The following is a 17,641-nucleotide window of genomic DNA, read 5'->3' as shown; positions in this document are numbered from 1 at the left end:
CAACTAAGTCCACCGAGCGGGGGACAGGGCGAGTTTACGTGGGAAAACTTGGAAAGCGAAACATCACGCGTCCGCCAGAAACAGCGACTGCAGGTCGCTCAGAAAATCGAAGCCTCGCTCGGTCGGCCGGATGCGCGCCAGGCCGCGCTCGATCAGGCCCTTGTCCTCGGCCTGCTGCAGCGCCGCCTCGATGGCGGTCAGCGGCAGGCCCGTGCGCTCGGCAAACTGCTGCACGGCAAAGCCCTGGCGCAGGCGCAGCGCATTGAGCATGAACTCGAAGGGCAGTTCGGCGCGCGCCACCTCGTCGTCCTGCGCCCGCGCCTGGCCGGCCAGGGCCTTGTCCATGTACAGCTTGGGATCGCGGTAGCGCACCTGGCGCACCACGCGGTGGGCGAAACTGAGTTTGCTGTGCGCGCCCGCGCCGATTCCCAGGTAGTCGCCGAACTGCCAGTAATTGAGGTTGTGCCAGCAACGGTGGCCGGGCTTCGCATAAGCCGAAATCTCGTAGCGCTCCATGCCAGCGCCGGTCGTCACCTCGGTGATGCGGTCCAGCATCGCGTAGGCCAGGTCGTCCTCGGGAATCTGCGGCGGAAACTTGGCGAAGTAGGTGTTGGGCTCGATGGTCAGGTGGTAGACCGAGAGGTGCGGCGGCATCATCGCCATGGCCTGGGCCAGGTCCTGCTCCAGCTGGTCCAGGGTCTGGCCCGGCAGGGCGTACATCAGGTCCAGGTTGAAAGTGTCGAAAGACTGGGCCGCCTCTTCCAGCGCCGCGATGGCCTGGGCCCGGTCGTGCACCCGGCCCAGCGCCTGCAAGTGGGCGTCGTTGAAGCTTTGCACACCGACCGACAGGCGTGTCACGCCGGCGGACCGAAAGGCCTTGAAGCGGTCCTTCTCGAAGGTGCCGGGATTGGCCTCCAGCGTGATCTCGCAATCGGGCTCCAGCTTGAGCCGGGCACGGATGTCGCCCAGCAGGCGGTCGATGGCCTGCGGTGAGAACAGGCTGGGCGTGCCGCCGCCGATGAAGATGCTGTGGATGGTGCGGCCCCAGATCAGGGGCAAGGCCGCTTCCAGGTCGGCCACCAGGGCATCGAGGTAGCGCTGCTCTGGCATTTCAGCCGCGCGCATCTCGTGCGAGTTGAAGTCGCAGTAAGGGCACTTCTTCAGGCACCAGGGCAGGTGCACGTAGAGCGACAGCGGCGGCAACGCGCCCAGCTGCAGCGTGCCGGGCCGCATGTAGTGCTGGATGTCCTTGGGCCCGGGCGCGGCCGGGGACGCCGGCACGATGGGAATCATGGCAGCCAGCGCTCGCGCATCAGCGCCAGCATCTGCCGCGCGGCCTGGCCGCGGTGGCTGTGCGCGTTCTTCACTTCCAGCGGCAGCTGGGCGAAGGTCTGGCCGAACTCGGGAATGAACATCACCGGGTCGAAGCCGAAGCCATTGCTGCCCACAGGCTCGCGCGCGATCTCGCCGCGCACCCGGCCCACCGCGATCAGCGGCTCGGGGTCTTGCGGCGTGCGCACGGCCACCAGGGTGCTGACCAGCGCCGCGCGGCGGTCGGCAACCTGCGCCATCTGCTCGAGCAGCGCCCGCACATTGGTGTCATCGCCCTTGGCGTAGCCGAACTGCGTCGCATAGAAAGCCGTGTCCACGCCGGGCAGGCCGCCAAAGGCCTCGACGCACAGGCCGGCGTCATCGGCCAGCGCCGGCAGGCCGCTGGCCTGGGCCGCATGGCGGGCCTTGGCCAGCGCGTTCTCGACGAAGGTGCGGAAAGGCTCTTCGGCCTCTGGGATGCCCAGATCCCCCTGGCGCAGCAGCTCCACGCCCAGCGGCGCCAGCATGGCCTGCAACTCGGCAAGCTTGCCGCGGTTGTTCGACGCCAGCACAATCTTTGAAATCAAATCGACCCCTAGCCCCCGTGAAACGGGCCTCAGTAGCTATCAGTTCGATAGCGCGCGCTGTTGCAGAAGCACCAGTTCGGCGATGCCCTTTTCGGCCAGGCGCAGCAACTCGTCCATCTCGGTGCGGGTGAAGGCCACGCCCTCGGCCGTGCCCTGCACTTCGACGAAATGGCCGGCGCCTGTCATCACCACGTTCATGTCGGTGTCGCAGGCCACGTCCTCGATGTACTCCAGGTCGAGCAGGGGCAGGCCCTGGACGATGCCCACCGAGACTGCCGCCACCGGCCCGGTGATGGGCGAGGCAGTGAGCTTCTTGTCGGCCAGCAGCTTGTTGACCGCATCCTGTGCGGCGACAAAGGCGCCGGTGATGGCGGCCGTGCGGGTGCCGCCGTCGGCCTGCAGCACGTCGCAGTCCAGGTGGATGGTGCGCTCGCCCAGGGCCTTGAGGTCGAACACGGCCCGCATGGAGCGGCCGATCAGGCGCTGGATTTCCTGCGTGCGGCCGCTCTGCTTGCCCCGTGCGGCCTCACGGTCGCTGCGGGTGTGGGTGGCGCGCGGCAGCATGCCGTACTCTGCCGTCACCCAGCCTTCGCCGCTGCCACGCTTGTGCGGCGGCACCCGGTCTTCGACCGAGGCGGTGCACAGCACGCGTGTGTCGCCGAACTCGATCAGCACCGAGCCTTCGGCATGGATGGTGAAGCCGCGCGTGATGCGGATGGGGCGCAGCTGGTCGGCGGCACGGCCACCGCTTCTTGCAAATTCAGTCATTTTCGGGTTTCAGGATCTACGGGCAGCCGAGCGCTTGATGGCTTCGTTGATCTCGGCGATGGACCGCTCGATGGCGGCGTCGTCGAGGTCTTCGACCATGGTGTCGAGCACGCCGGCCTGGATGGTCGAGGCAAACACACCGTCGCTGATGCTGTCGGTGGAGATGCCCCGGGTGGATTCAAAAGTGTCGGGGGTTTCCCACTCGAAGGCGATCACCGTCACGTTGTCCGAGTGCTCGCCGCCGTTACGCAGCGCTGCCTCGACCAGGTCGGGCACCGCGTCGGACACCGGCTGCGTCGTCAGGTGGCGCACGATGTCGTTGTCGTTGAGGCTGCCCCACAGGCCGTCCGAGCACAGCAGGACCTTGTCGCCCTGCTGCAGCGTGACCGGTCCGGTAACGTCGAAGACCGGCTTGGTGGGCGAGCCCAGGCAGGTGAACAGGATGTTGCGGTTGATGCGGTCCATGCCGACCACGGCCGAGCCCTGCTGCTCCAGGTAGGAATGGTCGCGCGTGCGGGTCAGCAGCTCGCCGTCGCGCACCACGTACAGGCGCGAGTCGCCGCAATGCACCCAGGTCGCCGTGTTGCCCTGCACCACGGCAGCCACCAGGGTCGTGCGCGGCGTGTCCAGCATGCCTTTTTCGCTGGCGTAACGGATGATCTGGTGGTGCGCCGCCATCAGCGACGCGGCCAGGAATTCGGTCACGTCCTTGACCAGGGGCCGGGCTTCCTTCTGGTACAGCGCGGAGATGGTCTGCAGCGCCAGCTGGGCCGCCACCTCGCCCTCGGGGTGGCCGCCCATGCCATCGGCCAGCACGAACAGGCCCGACTCGCGCGTGTAGCAGTAACCCATGCGGTCTTCGTTCTTCTCGCGGCCGCCCCTGCGGCTGATCTGGAAGACGGAGAATTTCATCGACTGGCCTACCTTACTTCAACGTGGCGCGTTTGAGGTTTTTCTTGCCGTCCGACACCATGTTGTCGAATTGCAGCCGCATCTTCTCGCCCACCGACAGCTTGGTGTAGCGGCGCTCGCCTTCGCGGCTGAGCTCCTTTTGCAGCGCGAACACAGACTGCGGCCGCGACAGCGGATCGAGCGACATGCACCACTCCACCACCTCGATCAGGTTGTCGGAATAGACGCCACGCAGGCGCGACAAGGCCAGGGCCAGCCTGTCCTTCTCCAGCCGCTGGGGCGCATCGTTGGGCGGGTAGCCCTGCATGCAGGCATAGATGCAGGCGCCGATGGCGTAAATGTCGGTCCACGGCCCCATCGACGAATCGCGCCTGTACATCTCGGGCGCGGCAAAGCCGGGCGTGTACATGGGACGGATGAAGTTGCCTTCCTTGGACAGCACCTCGCGCGCCGCGCCGAAGTCGATCATCACCGCCTTGTTGTCGTCGGTGATGAAGATGTTGGCCGGCTTGATGTCCAGGTGCAGCATCTTGTGCTGGTGCACGATGCGCAGGCCGCGCAGGATCTCGTCGAAGAGAGAGCGGATGGTCGACTCGCGGAAGACCTTCTGCTTTTTCAGCTCGCGCGCGGTGATGATGAAGTCCTGCAGGGTCCCGCCCTCCAGGTAGTTCATCACCATGTAGACGGTCTCGTTCTCGCGGAAGAAGTTCAGCACGCTCACCACCGAGGCGTGCGAGATCTGGGCCAGTGAACGGCCTTCTTCGAAGAAGCTTTTCAGGCCCAGGCGGTACAGCGAGAGCTTTTCGGGCTGGACCTGGGGCAAGAGCTCGCCCGGCGGGCGGGTGGCCAGGGAGGACGGCAGGTATTCCTTGACGGCGACCTGCTGGCCCTCATTGTCAACGGCCAGATACACCACGCCGAAACCGCCTGCGGAGAGCTTGCGGACCACGCGGTAGCCGCCAATCACCGTGTCGGGAGGCAGAGGTGCCGGTTTGACCTTTGACATAATTTAAGAATGATGGGGGTCCAGTGCGGGCCCCGGTTATTCTCGCAACCCCGAAACGAACTGTTAGAAGTGCCTCAATGCCAGTTTACAGCATGACCGGTTACGCAAGCGCCCAGCACGCTGCGACCCAGCCTCCCGCCGGCCAGGACAGCAAGGGCACGGCGTCCGGCCGCCTGGGACTGGAGATCCGCTCGGTCAACAGCCGCTTTCTGGATCTGAGCTTTCGCCTGTCCGAGGAATTGCGCCAGCACGAGCCGGCCCTGCGCGAGCTGCTGCAGGGCAAATTGAAACGCGGCAAGGTCGAGGTGCGCGCCGGCGTGGAAACGCCGGCGGGTGAAGCCTTGCGCGAGCCCACTGTCAAGGTCCTGCAAAGGCTGGGCGCGCTGCAGGACACGGTGCGCAGCTGGTTGCCGGACGCCCGGGCCCTGAGCGTGGCCGACGTGATCCGCCTGGGCGCGGCCGATGACAGCCCCGATGCACAATGGGGCGAGGCCGTCCAGGCCCTGGCCACCACCGCGCTGAAGGACCTGATGGCGGCCCGCGAGCGCGAAGGCGGCCGGCTGACGACCATGCTGGTGGGCCACCTTGCGCAGCTGCGCGAACTCGCCGGCCAGGCCAGGCCTCTGATCCCGCAACTGGTCGAGCAGCAGCGAGTCCGCTTTCTGGAGCGCTGGAAGGAAGCCATGGCCCTGGCCGATGGCACCGTGCTGCCCGAGGCTGCGCAGGACCGGGCGCTGAGCGAGGCCACCGCCTTCGCCATCCGCATCGACGTGGCCGAGGAGCTGACACGCCTGCTGTCGCACGTGGAAGAGATCGAACGCCTGCTCAAGAAGGGCGGTGAAGTCGGCAAGCGGCTGGACTTCCTGATCCAGGAACTGCACCGTGAAGCCAACACCATGGGGTCGAAATCAGCCGCGCTGGAACTGACGCGGATTTCCGTGGACATGAAGGTCCTGGTCGAGCAGATGCGCGAGCAGGTTCAAAATATCGAGTGAACACGAGCCCCCACGCCTGATATGGACTACCCCGGAAATCTCTTCGTCGTCGCAGCCCCCAGCGGGGCCGGCAAATCCAGCCTGGTCAAAGCCTTGCTGGAGCTCGATTCGCGCGTCCAGCCCTCGGTCTCGCACACCACCCGGCCGCCGCGCGGCCAGGAAAAGCACGGCCGGGAGTACTTTTTCGTCTCGCCCGGCGAGTTCGACACCATGGTGCTGGGGGACGGCTTCGTGGAATGGGCCCATGTCCATGGCCAGCGCTACGGAACGTCGAAGAAGGCCATCGAGGAACGTATCGCCATGGGCGCCGACGTGATCCTGGAAATCGACTTCCAGGGCGCACTGCAGATCAAGCGCATCTTTGCCAATGCGGTGCTGATCTTCATCCTGCCGCCCAGTTGGGCAGAACTGCGTTCGCGGCTGGAGCGGCGCGGCGAAGATGCCCCCGACATCATTGACCTGAGGCTGAAAAACGCGGCCGAAGAGATGGCCCAGGCCAGGGAATTCGATTTCGTTATAATTAACGAGTTATTTGAACGCGCGCTTTTTGACATGAAAGCGATAGTTCACGCCCAGCGCTTGAAATTCTCGGCCCAGCGCCGCGCCCGGGCCGACACCTTCAAAGCCCTCAACATCAGCTGACTACCCGCAGTCGCCGATTCATTCACTGGAGAAATCTCTCATGGCCCGCATCACCGTTGAAGACTGCCTGCAGAAGATCCCGAACCGCTTTCAGCTGGTGCTGGCAGCCACCTACCGCGCCCGCATGCTCAGCCAGGGCCATGCCCCCAAGATCGAAAGCAAGAACAAGCCTTGCGTGACGGCCCTGCGCGAGATCGCCGACGGCAAGATCGGCCTGGAAATGCTCAAGAAGGTTCCCGGCTGAGCCTGACCCCGGAAACCCCCGAAAAAGCACCGCGCCGCGGTGCTTTTTTATTGCCGGCCACCGTTATTCCAGGCGCAGGCTACATTTGAGGCATGAGCGCGGTGCTGCATCCTCCCCCTGGCAAAGGCAGGCGTCCCGCGCCTCCGGTGCGGCCCAGCCCGGCCGCGGCCAATGCCGCAGCCGCCAGTTTTGCTGCGCTCACGGCCAGGCTGGACTACCTGGAGCCGGCCGAGGTCGAGTCCGTGCGCAAGGCCTACCGCTTCGCCGACGAAGCCCACCTGGGCCAGATCCGGGCCAGCGGCGAGCCCTACATCACCCACCCGATCGCCGTTGCGGCCCAGTGCGCCGAATGGAAGCTCGATGCCCAGGCCCTGATGGCGGCGCTGCTGCACGATGCCATCGAGGACTGCGGCGTCACCAAGCCGGAGCTGATCGAGCGCTTCGGCGCGCCGGTGGCGGAACTGGTGGACGGCCTGACCAAGCTGGACAAGCTGCAGTTCAACACCCGCGAGGAAAACCAGGCCGAGTCCTTCCGCAAGATGCTGCTGGCCATGGCGCGCGACGTGCGCGTCATCCTGATCAAGCTGGCCGACCGCACCCACAACATGCGCACGCTCGACGATGTGCCGCGCGAGAAGTGGCAGCGCATCTCGTCCGAAACGCTGGACATCTACGCCCCCATCGCCAACCGCCTGGGCCTGAACCAGACCTACCGCGAACTGCAGGAGCTGTCGTTTCGCCACCAGCAGCCCTGGCGCCATGGCGTGCTGAGCAAGGCCGTGACCAAGGCGCGCAACCGCCGGCGCGACCTGATCCAGAAAGTGCAGCGCGAGGTCGAGTCGGCTTTCGAGGCCAACGGCATGCAGGTGCGCATCGCCGGCCGCGAGAAGACCCTGTACTCGATCTACCGCAAGATGGACGACAAGCACCTGAGCTTTGCCCAGGTGACCGACATCTACGGCTTTCGCGTGATCGTCAACTCGGTGGTCGACTGCTACACCGCGCTGGGCGTGCTGCACCAGCTGTACAAGCCGGTGCCGGGCAAGTTCAAGGACCACATCGCCATCCCCAAGGTCAACGGCTACCAGTCGCTGCACACCACCCTGGTGGGCCCCTCGGGCGTGAACGTGGAGTTCCAGATGCGCAACGAGGCCATGCACGTGGTGGCCGAGTCGGGCGTTGCAGCCCATTGGCTGTACAAGGCCAACCGGCCCGACGGCGACGGCGCCGACCGGCTGGGCACCAAGTGGCTGCAGTCGCTGCTGGACATCCAGCACGAGACGCGCGACGCCGCCGAGTTCTGGGACCACGTCAAGATCGACCTCTTTCCCGATGCGGTCTACGTCTTCACGCCCAAGAGCCAGATCATGGCGATGCCGCGCGGCGCCACGGTGGTCGATTTCGCCTACGCGATCCACAGCAACATCGGCGACCGCACCGTCGCCGCCAAGATCAACCACGTGCAGGTGCCGCTGCGCACCGAGCTCAAGAACGGCGACGTGGTGGAGGTGGTGACCGCCCCTGTGTCCACGCCGAATCCGGCCTGGCTGGGCTTTGTGCGCACCGGCCGGGCCCGCTCCAAGATCCGCCACCATCTCAAGACCCTGGCGCAGGCGGAGTCGCAGGAACTCGGCCAGAAGCTGCTGACCCAGGCCCTGCGCGCCGAAGGCATGGAAAAGCTGCCGGCCGACGATGCCGAGCACAAGGAGCTGTGGGACAGGCTGCTGCGTTTCACCGGCAACCGCACCCTGGCCGAGTTGCTGACCGACCTGGGCCTGGGCAAGCGCATCGCCAGCATCGTGGCCAAGCGCCTGATGACGCTGCTGGCCGAGCGCGGCCAGCGGCCCAACGCCCTGCTGATCACCCAGGAGCGCTACACCGCGCATGAAAAAGTGTCGCAGGGAGCCGTCACCCTGGACGGCAGCGAGAACGCCTCGGTGCAATTCGCCTCCTGCTGCCGGCCAGTGCCGGGCGACGTCATCGTCGGCTACCTGGGCCGCGGCGAAGGCCTGGTGGTGCACACGGCAGACTGTGGTGTCGCCCGGCGCCTGCAGCACAAGGACAGCGAGCGCTTCATCGGAGTGGAGTGGGCCGATGAGCCGATCCGCCCCTTCGAGACCAATCTGCTGGTCACCGTGGCCAACGGCAAGGGCGTTCTGGCCCGGGTGGCCGCGGCCCTGGCCAGCGCCGAGGCGGACATCGTTCACGTCGACATGGACGACGACCGCGCGCAGGACGCAACCGACCTGCGCTTTGTCGTCGCTGTGCGCGACCGCACGCACCTGGATACGGTCTTGCGCGTTCTCAAGCGCACGCCCTCTGTGATCCGGTCGCAGCGCGTGCGCCCGGGCAACTCAGGCGATTCCGGCGACTAGGCCGGCGGGCCGGGCGCAGGGTAGCGCACCTCCAGCACTTCGATCTCCTGGGCGCCGGCCGGCGTCATCAGCTTGACCGCATCGCCTTCGCGCGCCTTGAGCAGGGCCCGGGCGATCGGCGAAATCCAGCTGACCTGGCCCTGGGCGGTCTCGGCCTCGTCGATGCCCAGGATGGTGACTGTGCGCTCCAGGCCCGCGCCGTCCACATAGGTCACGGTGGCCCCGAAGAACACCTGGTCGCGCCCGTGGTGCGCCGAAGGATCGGTGATTTCGGCGATCTCCAGCCGCTTGGTCAGGAAGCGGATGCGCCGGTCGATCTCGCGCAGCCGCTTCTTGCCGTAGATGTAATCGCCGTTTTCCGAACGGTCGCCATTGCGCGCCGCCCAGTGCACGGCTTCGACCACCTTGGGCCGCTCCTCGTCGATCAGCGACAGCAACTCCGCGCGCAGGCGGGCGTAACCTTGCGGCGTGATGTAGTTCTTGCTGCCGGCGGGGATGGGAGGCGCCGCCAGGTCGTCATCGTCCGCGTCGTCGCTTTCCTTGGTGAAGGCCTTGCTCATGGCCCCAGCATAGCCCGCCGGCGGCGGTGTGGATGCAGCGCTGTCCTACAGCGGACTTGGCACAACGTCCTATGGCACGGACGGCTGGGCCCGTCCATGATGGGAGCAAACGCAGGAGATCGGCATGGCATTCCACGAGGATCAGGCTCCCGTCATCAACCCGACCGCGGAAGAAGCGCATTGGCGCAATGTCTTCCGCGACGAGCCCTATTACCGGCCGGAGCTGGGCTACGACGACTACAGTCCGGCTTACCGCGTTGGCTATACCGGCCCGATCCGCCGCGAAGGCAGCTTCAGCGCCCTGGAAAACGAGCTGCGCCAGGATTGGGACCGCGTCAAAGGGCGCTCGCGCCTGACCTGGGCCGAGGCCCGCCTGGCCACGCGGGCAGCCTGGGAGCGGGTGACCGAAGGCCATCCGGCCTGAAACCGCCACAAAAGCGTTCGCGCAAAGAAAAACAGCCTAGTGCCGGAGCACTAAGCTGTTGTTCTAGAACGATGTTCTGGTGCGGCTGGCAGGAATTGAACCCACGACCCCTTGGTTCGTAGCCAAGTACTCTATCCAACTGAGCTACAGCCGCGCAGCCTGCAATTATATACGAATTGGCGGGGCCGATTGTTCGGGAGGCTGGCAAGGGGGTGGTAGGGCGTGTTGGACTTGAACCAACGACCAAAGGATTATGAGTCCTCTGCTCTAACCAACTGAGCTAACGCCCCGAACCAGCGCGCATTGTAGGTGCGCTATTTGTTGTGGCTGAGCGCGTTGCTCACCAGCTTGGAGGTGATGTCGACGATCTGGATCATGCGGTCGTAGGGCATGCGGGTCGGACCGATCACGCCCAGGGTGCCGACGATCTGGCCGTCGACCTCGTAGGGCGCGCTGACGATGGAGAGCTCCTCAAACGGCACGACCTGGCTTTCGCCGCCGATGAAGATGCGCACACCGTCGGCCTGGGCCGAGATGTCGAGCAGGCGCATCAGCTGGGTCTTCTGCTCGAACAGGTCGAATGCGCGGCGCAACTGGCCCATGTCGCTGGAAAAATCGCTGACCGCCAGCAGATTGCGCTCACCCGAGATCACCACCTCGTCCTGCTGCGTCATTGCCTCCGAGCCGACCTGCACCGCTGCCTGCATCAGCGCGCCGATCTCGCCGCGCAGCTTGTCCACCTCGCCCTTGATGCGCTCGCGCACCTGCTCGATCGCCATGCCGGCGTAGTGGGCGTTGAGGAAATTGGCGGCTTCCACCAGCTGGGTCTGGGTGTAGTCGCTTTCGGTGAACACCACGCGGTTTTGCACATCGCCCTCGGGCGAGACGATGATGACCAGGTAGCGCCGATCCGACAGCCGCAGGAACTCGATGTGGCGAAACACCGAGGTGCGCCGCGGCGCCATCACCACGCCGACGAACTGCGACAGGTTGGACAGCAGCTGCGCCGCATTTGTGATCACCCGCTGCGGCTGGTCGGCCGCCAGCGTGGGCGGCGCCAGCTGTTCGCGCTTGGCCGTGAGCATGGTGTCGACAAACAGGCGATAGCCGCGCGCCGTGGGAATGCGGCCGGCCGATGTATGCGGGCTGGCGATCAGGCCCAGCTCCTCCAAGTCGGACATCACGTTGCGGATGGTGGCCGGCGACAGCTCCAGGCCGGAGGCGCGCGACAGCGTGCGCGAGCCAATGGGCTGGCCATCGGCGATATAGCGCTCGACCAGCGCTTTCAACAACAACTTGGCACGGTCATCGAGCATGTTGGACGGCTTTTGCGCGATTTTAATGATGTAATTTGACGATGAAATCCCAATACCGCCACGTCGCACTGATAGGCAAATACGCCTCGGTGCCAGGGGCGGGCGCCGCTTCAACCCGCGACGCGCTGGAAGACATCGCACACTTTCTGGACTCCGAAGGCTGCGAAGTCGTGGTGGAAGCGGAAACGGCGGCCAATGCCGGCATTGTGGGCTATCCGGTGCTTGATGTCGCGGCGATCGGCGCGCAATGCGACCTGGGCCTTGTTGTGGGCGGTGACGGCACCATGCTGGGCATCAGCCGCCAGCTGGCCCCGCACAACGTTCCGCTGATCGGCATCAACCAGGGCCGGCTGGGATTCATCACCGACATTCCGCTGGAGGGCTACCGCACCGCCCTCACGCCCATGTTGCGCGGCGAGCACACCGAAGACAGGCGCAGCCTGATGCACGCGCGCGTGATGCGCGGTGGCGATTGCGTCTTCGACGCCCTGGCCATGAACGACGTGGTGGTCAACCGGGGCGCGACCTCGGGCATGGTGGAACTGCGCGTCGAGGTGGACGGCCATTTCGTCGCCAACCAGCGCGCCGACGGCCTGATCGTCGCCTCGCCCACCGGCTCCACCGCCTACGCACTGTCGGCCGGCGGCCCCCTGCTGCACCCTGCCAACCCAGGCTGGGTGCTGGTGCCCATTGCGCCCCACACCTTGTCGAACCGGCCCATCGTGCTGGCCGACGCCGCCGAGATCGCCATCGAGGTGGTGGCCGGGCGCGACGCCAGCGCCAATTTCGACATGCAGTCCCTGGCCTCGCTGGTGCACGGCGACCGCATCACGGTGCGGCGCTCGCAGCACCAGGTGCGCTTCCTGCACCCCAAGGGCTGGACCTATTTCGACACCTTGCGCAGGAAACTGCACTGGAACGAGGGCGCCTGACCCATGCTCAAGCGGATTGCGCTGCGCGACTTCGTCATCGTGCGCGAACTGGAACTGGACCTGTCCGCGGGCTTTAGCGTGCTGACGGGCGAGACCGGCGCGGGCAAGTCCATCCTGGTCGATGCCCTGCAGCTGGCGCTGGGCGCACGCGCCGAGGCCGGCGTGGTGCGCGAAGGTGCGGCGCGCGCCGACATCAGCGCCGAATTCGAGCTGCCGCAGGCGTTGCGGCCCTGGCTGGAAGAAGCCGGCTTCGACAGCGAAGACGCCCTGCTCCTGCGCCGCAGCATCGACAGCCAGGGCAAGAGCCGGGCCTGGATCAATGGCGGGCCGGCGACGGCCACCCAGTTGCGCGAGCTTGGCGAGCAACTGGTCGACATCCATGGCCAGCATGCTTGGCAAAGCCTGACGCGCGCCCAGGCCGTGCGCGGCCTGCTCGACGCCTATGCCGGCGTCGACGTGCAGCCCATGCAGCAAGCCTGGCAGCAATGGCGCGCTGCGCGAAAGACCGTCGCGGATGCACGGGCCGCCCAGGATTCGCTGCAGCGCGAGCGCGAACGCCTGGCCTGGCAGGTGGCCGAGGTGGACAAGCTGGCGCCCGGCGCCAGCGAGTGGGACGAACTCAACGCCAGCCACACCCGTCTGGCCAACGCCCAGGCCCTGCTCGACGCCGCGCAGGGCGCGCTGGAGGCGCTGGAAGCCGACGGTGGCGGCGCTGCCGCCCGGCTTTCCCAGGCGCTCGGCTTGCTACAAAATCAGGAGCATCTCGAGGCCGATTTCCGGGGGCTGGCAGAGGTTTTGGCATCCAGTCTGGCGCAGGCGGAAGACGCTGCACATTCACTGCACGGCTATCTGCGCAAGACCGACCTCGACCCCCAGCGCCTGGCCGAACTCGATGAGCGCATGTCGCTGTGGTTGTCGCTGGCGCGCCGCTACAAGCGCACGCCGGCCGAACTGCCGGCGCTGTTGGCCGGCTGGAGGGACGAGCTGTCGCGGCTGGACGCCGCCGCCGACCTGGCAGCGCTGGAAGCGGCCGAACACAAAGCCACTGCGGCTTACATGGCGCAGGCCCGTGAGGTCTCGCGGCTGCGCAGCAAGGCCGCGCCACAACTGGCCAAGGCCATCACGCAGGCCATGCAAGGCCTGGGCATGCAAGGCGGCCGCTTCGAGGTGGCGCTGGCCCAGGCCGCCGAGCCGGCCGAGGGCGGGCTGGAAGAAGTCGGCTTCCTGGTCGCCGGCCACGCCGGCAGCACACCGCGCCTCGTCGGCAAGGTGGCCTCCGGCGGCGAGCTCTCGCGCATCGCGCTGGCCATCGCCGTGACCACCAGCCAGCTGGGCGCGGCCCAGACCCTGATCTTCGACGAGGTGGACGCCGGTGTCGGCGGCGCCGTCGCGGAAACCGTGGGCCGGCTGATGAAGCAGTTGGGCCGTGATCGCCAGGTCCTGGCCGTCACCCACCTGCCACAGGTGGCGGCCTGCGCCGACCACCATCTGGTGGTGGCCAAGCACAGCGATGCAGCCGGCACCTCCAGCGCCGTCGCGCCGGTGCAGGGCGAGCAGCGTGTCGCCGAAGTGGCGCGCATGCTGGGCGGCGAAAGGCTGTCGGGTACGACACTAGCCCACGCCAAGGAAATGCTGGGCGGCGGCGCAACCCGCGCGGGATCATGAACATGGAAGTCGTCCTGATCACCGGCATGTCCGGCTCGGGCAAGTCGGTGGCCTTGCGCGCCCTGGAGGACGCGGGCTACTACTGTGTCGACAACTTGCCGCCGGAACTGCTGCGGCCCTTCATCACCTTGGAGCAGGCGAGCACGGTCGAAAGAGTCGCGATCGCCATGGATGTGCGCAGCGCCACCTCCCTGCCCCAGGTGCCGGCCCAGCTGCGCGAGCTGGCCAGCCAGGGCATCACGGTCAGGCCACTGTTCCTGGATGCCACCACCGACACCCTGGTGCGCCGCTTCTCGGAAACCCGGCGGCGCCACCCCTTGTCGAGCAAGCGCCCCGCCAGCGCCGATGCGCCGGCCGATGATCTGCAGCGCGCCCTGGTGGATGCCATCGAGCTGGAGCGCGAGCTGCTGGCCGATCTGCGCGAAGAGGCCCATGTCATCGACACCAGCGTGATCCGGCCTGCGCAGCTGCAAGCCCACGTGAAGTCGCTGCTGTCGGCGCCGGCCAGCCAGCTGACCCTGGTGTTCGAATCATTCGCCTTCAAGCGCGGCATCCCGGTCGATGCGGACTACGTGTTCGACGTTCGGATGCTGCCCAACCCGCACTACGAGCCGGCATTGCGCCAACAGACCGGCCGCGATAGCGAGGTCATCAGCTTCCTGGAAAAGCACGCCGAGGTGGCGCAGATGCTGGACCACATCGGGCAATTCCTGGACCACTGGCTTGAGCCCCTGGCGCGCGACCACCGCAGCTACGTCACGGTGGCGGTGGGCTGCACCGGCGGCCAGCACCGCTCGGTCTACCTGGTCGAGCAACTCGCCGCCCGTTTCGGCCAGCGCTGGACGGCGCTCAAGCGCCACCGCGAACTGGACCTCGGTTAGGCCGGCGCCAGCAGCTTGCGGATGGGCGCCGGCAGGCCCAGCCCGGGCCACCGCCCCTGGGTAAACCAGCCGCCCTCCAGCTTGGCCAATGCAGACGGCGCAAGCTGCGCGGCCACCGGGTGCAGATGCAGATCCTTGTGGGTCAGCACGTGGACAAAGGGCTGCGCATCCCTGAGGCTCTTCCTGGCCTTGGCCGGCAACACCGCCTCCAGCGCCTCGCGCGTCTCGAACACCGGCAGGCAGTACAGGCCGGCCCAGACACCGGAATCGGGCCGCTTCTCCAGCCAGACCGCGCCGTCGGCATCGCGCGCATCGAGCAGCCAAAGCGACTGGGCGCTGCGTTTGAGTTTGCGGGTCTTGAGCGGATAGCGCTCGGGCTGGCCTTGTTGCTGGGCGATGCAATCGGCCTGCAGCGGGCACAGCAGGCAGCTGGGATTGCGCGCCAGGCAGACGGTGGCGCCCAGGTCCATCAGCCCCTGGGTGTAGGCCGGCATGTCGGTGCCCGCCTTGGGGAGCAAGGCCGTCGCCGCGTCCCACAGCCTGCGCTCATTGGCCGCCACGGAAAGGTCATCGCCAAAGCCCAGCGCCCGCGTCAGCACACGCTTGACGTTGCCGTCCAGGATGGCGGCGCGCTCACCGAAGCAAAAGGATGCGATGGCCGCCGCCGTCGAACGGCCTATGCCCGACAGGGTCTGCAGAATTTGCGCACTGCGGGGAAATTCGCCGCCGTGCAAGGCCACAACATCCTGGGCGCAGCGGTGCAGGTTGCGCGCCCGGCTGTAGTAACCCAGGCCGCTCCACAGGGCCAGCACGTCGTCCTGGCTGGCCGCGGCCAGTGATTGCACGTCGGGAAAGCGCTGCAGGAAACGGGGGTAGTAATCCAGCACCACCGAGACCTGGGTCTGCTGCAGCATGATTTCCGAGAGCCAGACCCGGTAGGGATCGCGCGTTCCCTGCCAGGGCAGGCCACTGCGTCCGTGGGTGCGCTGCCAGCGCACCACACGCCCGGCCAGGTCCTGCCCTGCCACGCTCATGCCCGTTGCAGGACGGGCTCGGCGACCGGCGCATCCGCGCCGGGAATGCTGGTGAGGTGGGCTGTCAGCTCGGTGAGCTTGGCATCGAGCTGGTTCAGGGCGCTTTCATGGCCCTGAATCTCGACGATGCGGTCGTCCAGACCGGTGGCGGCCTGCTGGATGCGCTCGATGGCCTCGATGCGGCGGCCGAAGTTGCGGCGGCGCTCGCGCAGCTGCGCATCGAGCTGGGCAGCGGCGGACTTGTTCCACAGTTCGACCTCGCCCAGCGCGGATTCATAGATCACGCGCAAGCGGGTGGCCAGGGCACGCACCAGACGGTCGGCGAACTCCGGCTGGGCCAGCCGCAACACATTGCTCACGCCCAGGTACTGGTTGTGGCTGCGCTCGACCAGGTCGAGGTCGCGCTCGTAGCCGGCCAGGTCGGGCTCCTTGGGGGCTTGCAGCGAGAAGCCGTATTCGGCGTTGAGCTGGCGGAAGGTGCCGCCCAGCATGGAGTGGATCTCGGCGCTGGTGCGCTGGGCCTTGCGCAGCCCCTCGCGCAGGCGGTCGAAGGTCAGGCCGTAGGCCTTCCTCACGCCCAGCTTGATGCCCGGCTGGCGCAGTGCATCGGTCAGCTCCGTCATTTCGACCTTGAGCGTGCTGGTGCCCAGCAGGTTGAAGACTTCCCGCAGCAGCTTCAGGTGGACCGAGCGCACTGCGTGGATCTTGGCGCCGCTGACGTCGAAGTCGGTCTGTTCCTGCTCGATGCGCGTGCGCATGTGCTTGATCACCGAGATGTTCTTGCCGCGCAGGCCCTTGAGCTCGATGGTCTGCTCGGCCAGGTCGCGCCGGCGGATGTTGATCGCACGGCCGGCTTCCACCCGTAGCTCACTGATGCCGCCGGCCACCGCCGAACGCAGGATCTTCTGGCGCTGGCCCATCACGCCCAGGCTGAGCGCGCGCTCGAGCACCGGCAGCTGGCTGGCCTGCAGCAGCTGCGCATCGTCGTTGACCTTGGCCACCAAGCCCTTTTGCGCCGACACCGGGATGACCTGCTCCTGCGGCAGGCCCAGGATTTCGGCCGATGTCGCGCGCTGGCGCTCGATCTGGGCCTGCACCTGGGCAGGTGTGCTCAGCGAGTCCCACATGGTGTCGATCTTGTTGAGCACCACCAGGCGGGCGTCGGTGTTGCCGGCCTCGGTCACCAGGTGTTCGCGCCAGATCGCCAGGTCCGATTTGGTCACGCCGGTGTCGGCGGCCAGGATGAAGACCACGGCATGGGCCTGGGGGATCAGGTTGACAGTCAGTTCGGGCTCTGCGCCGATGGCGTTCAGGCCAGGTGTGTCCAGGATCACCAGGCCCTGCTTGAGCAGCGGATGGGCGATGTTGATCAGTGCATGGCGCCAGCGCGGCACCTCGATCAAGCCGTCGCTGCGCATCATGGGGTTGTCTTCCGGCACATCGTCGTGCCAGAAACCCAGGGCCTTGGCCTCGTCCTTGGTGACGTGGCGCACTTCGGCCACCTTCTCCAGGGCCTGGGCCAGCTGCGCCGGGTCGTTGACATCCAGGTCGACCCGGGTCCATTTCTCGGGCGCGCCGCGCCATTCCATCAGGGCCTGCGGCTGCAGGCGTGTTTCGATCGGCAGCAGGCGCAGGCAGGGCGGGACGTCGGCGTCGTAGCCCAGCTCGGTCGGGCACATCGTGGTGCGGCCTGCGCTGGCCGGCATGATGCGGCGCTTGTAGCCGGCAAAAAAGATCGCGTTGATCAGCTCGGACTTGCCGCGCGAGAACTCGGCGACGAAGGCCACCATGACCTTGTCCGAGCGCATCTGGGTTTCCAGCCTGCGCAGTCGTTCCTCGACGGCGGCGTCGAGCAGCTCATGGTCCCGCAGCCACTCGGACAACAGCTTCAGCCGTAGCGCGAACTCGCGCCGCCACGTGCCATGTTGGTCGAATTGTTCGTTGAAGGAAGTGCCCACTATGCCCCCGCAGTGCATTTGAATATAGCAC

The 17,641-nt window shown here is 66.7% G+C and carries 17 protein-coding genes and 2 tRNA genes; 8 read left to right on the top strand and 11 right to left on the bottom strand.

Annotation, left to right across the window (positions count from 1 at the left end; translation table 11 throughout):
• Positions 1–63: 63 nt before the first annotated feature.
• The 5 genes from hemW to Q0632_RS14845 all read right to left on the bottom strand — a co-directional run bounded on the left by hemW (position 64) and on the right by Q0632_RS14845 (position 4,584).
• Positions 64–1,293 (bottom strand): radical SAM family heme chaperone HemW, encoded by a 1,230-nt coding sequence (gene hemW / locus Q0632_RS14865; protein WP_298931512.1) that lies wholly within the window; start codon positions 1,291–1,293, stop codon positions 64–66.
• Positions 1,290–1,838: a non-canonical purine NTP pyrophosphatase gene (locus Q0632_RS14860; protein ID WP_298931533.1), complete on the bottom strand. Its 549-nt coding sequence runs from the start codon at positions 1,836–1,838 to the stop codon at positions 1,290–1,292. The genes hemW and Q0632_RS14860 overlap by 4 nt, the downstream gene beginning before the upstream one ends.
• Before the next feature lie 99 nt (positions 1,839–1,937).
• Entirely contained in the window at positions 1,938–2,666 is a 729-nt protein-coding gene (gene rph, locus Q0632_RS14855; protein WP_298931510.1) for a ribonuclease PH, read from the bottom strand.
• A gap of 9 nt (positions 2,667–2,675) precedes the next feature.
• Positions 2,676–3,578: a PP2C family serine/threonine-protein phosphatase gene (locus Q0632_RS14850; RefSeq protein WP_298931508.1), complete on the bottom strand. Its 903-nt coding sequence runs from the start codon at positions 3,576–3,578 to the stop codon at positions 2,676–2,678.
• A 13-nt stretch (positions 3,579–3,591) separates the two neighbouring features.
• Positions 3,592–4,584: a serine/threonine-protein kinase gene (locus tag Q0632_RS14845; protein WP_298931506.1), complete on the bottom strand. Its 993-nt coding sequence runs from the start codon at positions 4,582–4,584 to the stop codon at positions 3,592–3,594.
• A gap of 77 nt (positions 4,585–4,661) precedes the next feature.
• Here Q0632_RS14845 and Q0632_RS14840 point away from each other — a divergent pair, with 77 nt between their 5' ends.
• The 4 genes from Q0632_RS14840 (at position 4,662) to Q0632_RS14825 (ending at position 8,840) form a co-directional block, all read left to right on the top strand.
• Complete coding sequence (locus Q0632_RS14840; protein ID WP_298931504.1) at positions 4,662–5,579, top strand: YicC/YloC family endoribonuclease; 918 nt, start codon at positions 4,662–4,664, stop codon at positions 5,577–5,579.
• Between the two features lie 21 nt (positions 5,580–5,600).
• Positions 5,601–6,221 carry a guanylate kinase gene (gene gmk / locus Q0632_RS14835; RefSeq protein ID WP_298931502.1) on the top strand — a complete coding sequence of 207 codons (621 nt, stop codon included), beginning with the start codon at positions 5,601–5,603 and terminating at the stop codon, positions 6,219–6,221.
• 40 nt (positions 6,222–6,261) lie between these two features.
• A complete protein-coding gene (gene rpoZ / locus Q0632_RS14830; protein WP_298931500.1) occupies positions 6,262–6,465 on the top strand; it encodes a DNA-directed RNA polymerase subunit omega in 204 nt (67 codons plus the stop codon).
• A gap of 92 nt (positions 6,466–6,557) precedes the next feature.
• Positions 6,558–8,840, top strand: coding sequence for a bifunctional (p)ppGpp synthetase/guanosine-3',5'-bis(diphosphate) 3'-pyrophosphohydrolase (locus tag Q0632_RS14825; protein ID WP_298931498.1), 2,283 nt, complete (start codon positions 6,558–6,560; stop codon positions 8,838–8,840).
• Here the strand turns inward: Q0632_RS14825 and greB are convergent.
• Positions 8,837–9,400: a transcription elongation factor GreB gene (gene greB, locus Q0632_RS14820; RefSeq protein WP_298931496.1), complete on the bottom strand. Its 564-nt coding sequence runs from the start codon at positions 9,398–9,400 to the stop codon at positions 8,837–8,839. The genes Q0632_RS14825 and greB overlap by 4 nt on opposite strands.
• A gap of 124 nt (positions 9,401–9,524) precedes the next feature.
• Here greB and Q0632_RS14815 point away from each other — a divergent pair, with 124 nt between their 5' ends.
• On the top strand, positions 9,525–9,824 hold the full coding sequence (locus tag Q0632_RS14815) for a hypothetical protein (RefSeq protein ID WP_298931494.1): 300 nt from the start codon (positions 9,525–9,527) through the stop codon (positions 9,822–9,824).
• 77 nt (positions 9,825–9,901) lie between these two features.
• Here Q0632_RS14815 and Q0632_RS14810 read toward each other — a convergent pair.
• From Q0632_RS14810 to hrcA, 3 genes are all read right to left on the bottom strand, one after another.
• Positions 9,902–9,978, bottom strand: a tRNA-Arg gene (locus Q0632_RS14810).
• A 59-nt stretch (positions 9,979–10,037) separates the two neighbouring features.
• Positions 10,038–10,114 (bottom strand) — tRNA-Ile (locus Q0632_RS14805).
• Positions 10,115–10,138: 24 nt separating this feature from the next.
• Complete coding sequence (hrcA, locus tag Q0632_RS14800) at positions 10,139–11,140, bottom strand: heat-inducible transcriptional repressor HrcA (RefSeq protein ID WP_298931492.1); 1,002 nt, start codon at positions 11,138–11,140, stop codon at positions 10,139–10,141.
• Positions 11,141–11,181: 41 nt separating this feature from the next.
• Here hrcA and Q0632_RS14795 point away from each other — a divergent pair, with 41 nt between their 5' ends.
• The 3 genes from Q0632_RS14795 to rapZ are packed head-to-tail and all read left to right on the top strand — an operon-like array spanning position 11,182 to position 14,618.
• On the top strand, positions 11,182–12,072 hold the full coding sequence (locus tag Q0632_RS14795) for an NAD kinase (protein WP_298931490.1): 891 nt from the start codon (positions 11,182–11,184) through the stop codon (positions 12,070–12,072).
• 3 nt (positions 12,073–12,075) lie between these two features.
• Positions 12,076–13,737, top strand: coding sequence for a DNA repair protein RecN (gene recN, locus Q0632_RS14790; RefSeq protein ID WP_298931488.1), 1,662 nt, complete (start codon positions 12,076–12,078; stop codon positions 13,735–13,737).
• Positions 13,734–14,618 (top strand): RNase adapter RapZ, encoded by an 885-nt coding sequence (rapZ, locus tag Q0632_RS14785; protein WP_298931486.1) that lies wholly within the window; start codon positions 13,734–13,736, stop codon positions 14,616–14,618. The genes recN and rapZ overlap by 4 nt, the downstream gene beginning before the upstream one ends.
• Here the strand turns inward: rapZ and mutY are convergent.
• Both mutY and Q0632_RS14775 read right to left on the bottom strand, forming a co-directional pair.
• Entirely contained in the window at positions 14,615–15,652 is a 1,038-nt protein-coding gene (mutY, locus tag Q0632_RS14780; RefSeq protein WP_298931484.1) for an A/G-specific adenine glycosylase, read from the bottom strand. The two genes, rapZ and mutY, sit on opposite strands and share 4 nt — an antisense overlap.
• On the bottom strand, positions 15,649–17,610 hold the full coding sequence (locus tag Q0632_RS14775; protein WP_298931482.1) for a dynamin family protein: 1,962 nt from the start codon (positions 17,608–17,610) through the stop codon (positions 15,649–15,651). The genes mutY and Q0632_RS14775 overlap by 4 nt, the downstream gene beginning before the upstream one ends.
• Positions 17,611–17,641: the final 31 nt, after the last annotated feature.

Source organism: uncultured Ramlibacter sp. (genome assembly GCF_936925435.1).
GTDB lineage: Bacteria > Pseudomonadota > Gammaproteobacteria > Burkholderiales > Burkholderiaceae_C > Ramlibacter.
This window is presented reverse-complemented; position numbering and strand designations above follow the sequence as displayed.

What these genes read in the sequence shown, in the direction of transcription:
- Q0632_RS14825 (WP_298931498.1), top strand. Translation starts at nt 6,558, where the DNA reads ATGAGCGCGGTGCTGCATCCTCCCCCTGGCAAAGGCAGGCGTCCCGCG.
- Q0632_RS14795 (WP_298931490.1), top strand. Translation starts at nt 11,182, where the DNA reads ATGAAATCCCAATACCGCCACGTCGCACTGATAGGCAAATACGCCTCG.
- rapZ (WP_298931486.1), top strand. Translation starts at nt 13,734, where the DNA reads ATGAACATGGAAGTCGTCCTGATCACCGGCATGTCCGGCTCGGGCAAG.
- hemW (WP_298931512.1), bottom strand. Translation starts at nt 1,293, where the DNA reads ATGATTCCCATCGTGCCGGCGTCCCCGGCCGCGCCCGGGCCCAAGGAC.
- Q0632_RS14815 (WP_298931494.1), top strand. Translation starts at nt 9,525, where the DNA reads ATGGCATTCCACGAGGATCAGGCTCCCGTCATCAACCCGACCGCGGAA.
- Q0632_RS14850 (WP_298931508.1), bottom strand. Translation starts at nt 3,578, where the DNA reads ATGAAATTCTCCGTCTTCCAGATCAGCCGCAGGGGCGGCCGCGAGAAG.
- greB (WP_298931496.1), bottom strand. Translation starts at nt 9,400, where the DNA reads ATGAGCAAGGCCTTCACCAAGGAAAGCGACGACGCGGACGATGACGAC.
- rpoZ (WP_298931500.1), top strand. Translation starts at nt 6,262, where the DNA reads ATGGCCCGCATCACCGTTGAAGACTGCCTGCAGAAGATCCCGAACCGC.
- Q0632_RS14860 (WP_298931533.1), bottom strand. Translation starts at nt 1,838, where the DNA reads ATGCTGGCGCCGCTGGGCGTGGAGCTGCTGCGCCAGGGGGATCTGGGC.
- Q0632_RS14845 (WP_298931506.1), bottom strand. Translation starts at nt 4,584, where the DNA reads ATGTCAAAGGTCAAACCGGCACCTCTGCCTCCCGACACGGTGATTGGC.
- gmk (WP_298931502.1), top strand. Translation starts at nt 5,601, where the DNA reads ATGGACTACCCCGGAAATCTCTTCGTCGTCGCAGCCCCCAGCGGGGCC.
- mutY (WP_298931484.1), bottom strand. Translation starts at nt 15,652, where the DNA reads ATGAGCGTGGCAGGGCAGGACCTGGCCGGGCGTGTGGTGCGCTGGCAG.
- hrcA (WP_298931492.1), bottom strand. Translation starts at nt 11,140, where the DNA reads ATGCTCGATGACCGTGCCAAGTTGTTGTTGAAAGCGCTGGTCGAGCGC.
- rph (WP_298931510.1), bottom strand. Translation starts at nt 2,666, where the DNA reads ATGACTGAATTTGCAAGAAGCGGTGGCCGTGCCGCCGACCAGCTGCGC.
- recN (WP_298931488.1), top strand. Translation starts at nt 12,076, where the DNA reads ATGCTCAAGCGGATTGCGCTGCGCGACTTCGTCATCGTGCGCGAACTG.
- Q0632_RS14840 (WP_298931504.1), top strand. Translation starts at nt 4,662, where the DNA reads ATGCCAGTTTACAGCATGACCGGTTACGCAAGCGCCCAGCACGCTGCG.